The organism is Nguyenibacter vanlangensis, from assembly GCF_013376155.1.
Lineage (GTDB): Bacteria > Pseudomonadota > Alphaproteobacteria > Acetobacterales > Acetobacteraceae > Gluconacetobacter > Gluconacetobacter vanlangensis.
In genome coordinates this window covers 1-4,243 of record NZ_JABXXP010000235.1, presented here as the reverse complement: position 1 = coordinate 4,243, position 4,243 = coordinate 1, and the positions used below count along the sequence as shown (strand labels likewise).

At 67.9% G+C, this 4,243-nt stretch carries 3 protein-coding genes and 1 pseudogene; 2 read left to right on the top strand and 2 right to left on the bottom strand.

Annotated features, from left to right (window positions below):
- Positions 1-21 precede the first annotated feature (21 nt).
- The gene (locus HUK84_RS11410) at positions 22-1,743 is read left to right on the top strand and encodes an ABC transporter permease (RefSeq protein WP_176640404.1); all 1,722 of its coding nucleotides are present in this window, start codon (positions 22-24) and stop codon (positions 1,741-1,743) included.
- Positions 1,744-1,753: 10 nt separating this feature from the next.
- Positions 1,754-3,151, top strand: coding sequence for an ABC transporter ATP-binding protein (locus tag HUK84_RS11405; RefSeq protein WP_246285627.1), 1,398 nt, complete (start codon positions 1,754-1,756; stop codon positions 3,149-3,151).
- A gap of 59 nt (positions 3,152-3,210) precedes the next feature.
- Here HUK84_RS11405 and msrA read toward each other — a convergent pair whose 3' ends face one another.
- Both msrA and HUK84_RS11395 read right to left on the bottom strand, forming a co-directional pair.
- Positions 3,211-3,780, bottom strand: coding sequence for a peptide-methionine (S)-S-oxide reductase MsrA (msrA, locus tag HUK84_RS11400; RefSeq protein ID WP_176640403.1), 570 nt, complete (start codon positions 3,778-3,780; stop codon positions 3,211-3,213).
- A 121-nt stretch (positions 3,781-3,901) separates the two neighbouring features.
- A pseudogene (locus tag HUK84_RS11395) lies at positions 3,902-4,243 on the bottom strand (valine--tRNA ligase); the annotation flags it as partial.

Genomic DNA, 4,243 nt, shown 5'->3' with positions numbered 1-4,243 from the left:
GGCATGACAGGAAAGAGGTTCATGACGGCGCGTTCGCTTCCGGCCCCCTCGGCCCATCCGGCCCGGCCCAACCTGTTCGACCTGGCGGCCCTGCTGTGCATGCTGGGGCTGGCGGTGGCGCTGGCCGCCACGGGACGCCACATGCTGGCGCCGCTGTCGGCGCCGAATGCCGCCGGCATCCACCTGGAGCCGTCCTGGCTGCCGGGCTATGCGATTCGCACCGCGCTGCGCATGTTCGCAGCACTGGCCGCGTCGCTGCTGTTCACCTTTACCTATGCGGTCTGGGCGGCGAAGAGCCGGCGCGCGGGGCTGATCCTGGTGCCGGTCCTGGACGTGCTGCAATCCGTGCCGATCCTGGGATTCCTGACCTTTACCGTCGTGTTCTTCATGGGGCTGTTCCCCGGGCGGGTGCTGGGGGCGGAACTGGCGGCGATCTTTACGATCTTCACCAGCCAGGCGTGGAACATGGCCTTCAGCATGTATCAGTCGCTGCGGACCGTTCCCCCGGACCTGGATGAGGTCGCGCGCAGCTTCAACCTGACCGCGTGGCAGAAATTCTGGCGGCTGGAGGTTCCGTTCGCGGTGCCGGGCCTGGTGTGGAACGCGATGATTTCCATGTCCGGCGGCTGGTTCATGGTCGTCTATTCCGAGACGATCACGGTGGGGAACACCAATGTGCTGCTGCCCGGCATCGGGTCCTATGTCGGCACGGCGATCGCGCAGCGCGACCTGTGGGCGATCTTCTATGCCATCGTGACCATGCTGGTGGTGATCCTGGCCTACGACCAGTTGGTCTTCCGCCCTCTGGTCGCCTGGTCGGCGCGTTTCGCGACCATCGCGTCGCCGTCTTCGTCCGATCCGTGGATGCTGGTGCTGCTGCGCCGCACCGCCCTACTGCGCCGGGTCACGGATGCGATCGGCGACGGACTGACCGCGATCGGCGGGCTGAAACTGGGCCGGCGCCCGTCCGATGCGCGGCCCGCGCCGCGCATTCCTGACCGGGTCCATGACGCGCTATGGATCGCCGTGCTGTCCGTGCTGTCGGCCCTGGCGGTGTGGCAGGTCTGGTCCTATGCCAGGGCAACCTTCAGCGCGGCCGATCTGATGCATGTCGTCGCGCTGGGCACGCTGACCCTGGCGCGGGTGCTGGCCATGGTCCTGCTGGCATCGCTGATCTGGGTGCCGGTGGGGATCTGGCTGGGACTGGACCCGGTACGTGCCCGGCGCACCCAGTTCGTGGCGCAGTTCATGGCGGCCTTTCCGGCCAATCTGTTCTTTCCGGTCTTCGTCCTGCTGATCGTCCATTTCCATGCCAGCAGCGACGTGTGGCTGACGCCGCTGATGGTCCTGGGCACGCAATGGTATATCCTGTTCAACGTCGTGGCCGGCGCCGCATCCTATCCGGCGGACCTGCTGGAGGTCGCGCGCAGCCTGCAGGTCGGCGGGCGCCTGTGGTGGCTGCGGGTCATCCTGCCGGGGATCGTGCCCCATTACATCACCGGGGCGATCACGGCGTCGGGCGGGGCATGGAACGCCGCGATCGCGGCCGAGGTCGCCAGTTGGGGCGATGTCAGGCTGAGCGCCCATGGGCTGGGCGCCTATATCGCCCACGCCACCACGGCCGGCAACACCGCCCAGGTCGGGCTGGGCATGACGGTCATGGCGGCGTTCGTCCTGCTGTTCAACCGCGCGGTGTGGCGTCCCCTCGCCGACTATGCGCGCCGTCACTTCACTTTCAGTTGAGCCCGCGCCCATGACCACGCCCCCGCCCAGTCCGACCGCAGGCTCCGCCGCGCCCCCATCCGCACCCCCGTCCACGGCAGCTTCGCCCGCCCCGGCGCGCGAGGAACTGGTCCGCATCACCGACTGCCGCCAAGCCTATCACAAAGGTGCCGCAGCCGACCTGGTAGTGCTTGACGACGTGAACCTGACCCTGCGGTCGGGCGAGATCGTCGGGTTGCTGGGACGGTCCGGGTCGGGCAAGTCGACGCTGCTGCGCATCATCGCCGGGCTGCTGCCGCCCAGCGCCGGCAAGGTGCTGTGGAAGGGCCGGCCGGTCGTCGGCCCGGTGCCGGGGATCGCCATGGTCTTCCAGTCCTTCGCGCTGTTTCCCTGGCTGACGGTGCAGAAGAATGTCGAACTGGGACTGGAGGCCAAGGGCATTCCGCCGGCCGAGCGCGACCGGCTGGGGGAAGCGGCGATCGACCTGATCGGGCTGAGCGGCTATGAAAACGCCTATCCCAAGGAATTGTCGGGCGGCATGCGCCAGCGCGTGGGGCTGGCGCGCGCGCTGGTGGTGCAACCCGACCTGCTGCTGATGGACGAGCCGTTCTCGGCGCTGGACGTGCTGACGGCGGAAAATCTGCGCACCGACCTGATCGAGCTGTGGGCCGAGGGCAAGCTGCCGGTCAAGTCGCTGATGCTGGTCACCCACAGTATCGAGGAAGCGGTGCTGATGTGCGACCGCATCCTGGTCTTTTCATCCAATCCCGGCCGGGTCGCGCATGAGGTGAGCATACCCTTTACGCATCCGCGCAACCGCGAAGACCCTGCCTTTCGCCAGGTGGTCGACCGGATCTATGCCCTGATGACGCGCCGCGCGCCCATCGTGTCCGAGGTCGAATTGCGGGCCAGCGAGGAGCCGCAGCCCGCCGCGCCGGTCCAGGTCGCGCTGCCGTCCCTGCCGATGAACGCGATGGTCGGCATGATGGAGACGCTGGCGGCCGATCCGCTGAATGGGCGCGCCGACCTGCCGCTTCTGGCGTCGCGCCTGCAACTGGAGCTGGACGACCTGTTTCCCCTGGGCGAATCCCTGCAATTGCTTGAATTCGCGGAACTGGAGGACGGCGACATCCTGCTGACGTCCGAGGGCGCGCGCTTCGTCCAGAGCACGCATGACGAGCGGCGGCAGATCCTGTGGCACAGCCTGCTGCATAACGTGCCCATGGTGCGCACCATCCGCGCCGTGCTGGACGAGCGGCCGAACCACCGGGCCAGCGCCGAGCGCTTCCGCGGCGAGTTGGAAGACAGCATGTCCCCCGACTACGCCAAGCAGACCCTGCAGACGCTGATCGGCTGGGGACGCTATGCGGAATTGTTCGATTATGACGAGGAAGCGGACCAGTTGTTCCTTGATGACGAGATCGCGTGAAACGTCACCCCGGACGGCGCCGGGGATGACGCGAATCCGCCCCCGGCGCCTACCGCCGGTCAGCCCTGCGCCCGCGCCAGGCGGGACATGTAGGTCCGGCGCAGCTTCGCCACCTTGGGCGCGATCACCGCGGCGCAATAGCCCCGTTCCGGGTGCTTGGCGAAATAATCGTGATGATAGGATTCGGCCTCGTAGAACCGGTCCAGGGGCTGGATTTCAGTCACGATCGGATCGGGCCACAGCCGTTCGGCCGCGACCTGGTCGCGCACCGCGCGGGCGGTTTGCGCCTGTTCGGGCGTGGCGGTGAAGATCACCGAGCGATATTGCGGACCTATGTCCGCCCCCTGGCGGTCCGGGGTCGTGGGATCGTGGATCGTGAAGAAAATCCGCAGCAGGTCGGCATAGGACAGGATCGCGGGGTCGAATGCGACGCGCACGACCTCGGCATGGCCGGTGCGGCCGCTGCAGACCTGTTCATAGGTCGGGTTGGCCAGGGTGCCCCCGGCATAGCCCGGAACCACGCCGAGGATGCCCCGGAGTTCCTTCAGCATCGCCTCGGTGCACCAGAAGCACCCGCCGCCCAGGTAGGCGACGTCCTGGCCGGGCGGCATGCGCGTCGCTTCATCCATCGTTCCAGCTCCTTCCCGCGCCGCGAACGGGCGCGCCTCGTCTACAAGATGTGAGGGCCGCCACCGGATTGAAAGAGACGTGATGGTGACGAGCCTGCGACAGCTTCGCGACGCGACCGGGTCAGGCCAGGCGCGCCAGGGCGGCGGCCAGGCGGTCGCGTTCGCCCTGCCATTGGGCCAGGCGGTCGCGATTTTCCTCGACGATCTCGGGCTTGGCACGGGCGATGAAATCGGCGTTGCGCAGCTTGCGCTCGACCTTCGCGATCTCGTCTTCCATCTTGCTGCGCTCCTTCTCCAGGCGCTGGCGTTCCTGCGTCAGGTCGATGACGCCGGCCAGCGGCATGACCAGCGTCGCCTCATCGACCACGAGCTGGGCCGCCCCCTGCGGCATGTCGCCGTCCAGGACCGCGACGTCGGATACGCGGGCCATGCGGCCGATCGCCTCGGCCCAGCGGGTCGCGCG

What these genes read in the sequence shown, in the direction of transcription:
- HUK84_RS11410 (WP_176640404.1), top strand. Translation starts at nt 22, where the DNA reads ATGACGGCGCGTTCGCTTCCGGCCCCCTCGGCCCATCCGGCCCGGCCC.
- HUK84_RS11405 (WP_246285627.1), top strand. Translation starts at nt 1,754, where the DNA reads ATGACCACGCCCCCGCCCAGTCCGACCGCAGGCTCCGCCGCGCCCCCA.
- msrA (WP_176640403.1), bottom strand. Translation starts at nt 3,780, where the DNA reads ATGGATGAAGCGACGCGCATGCCGCCCGGCCAGGACGTCGCCTACCTG.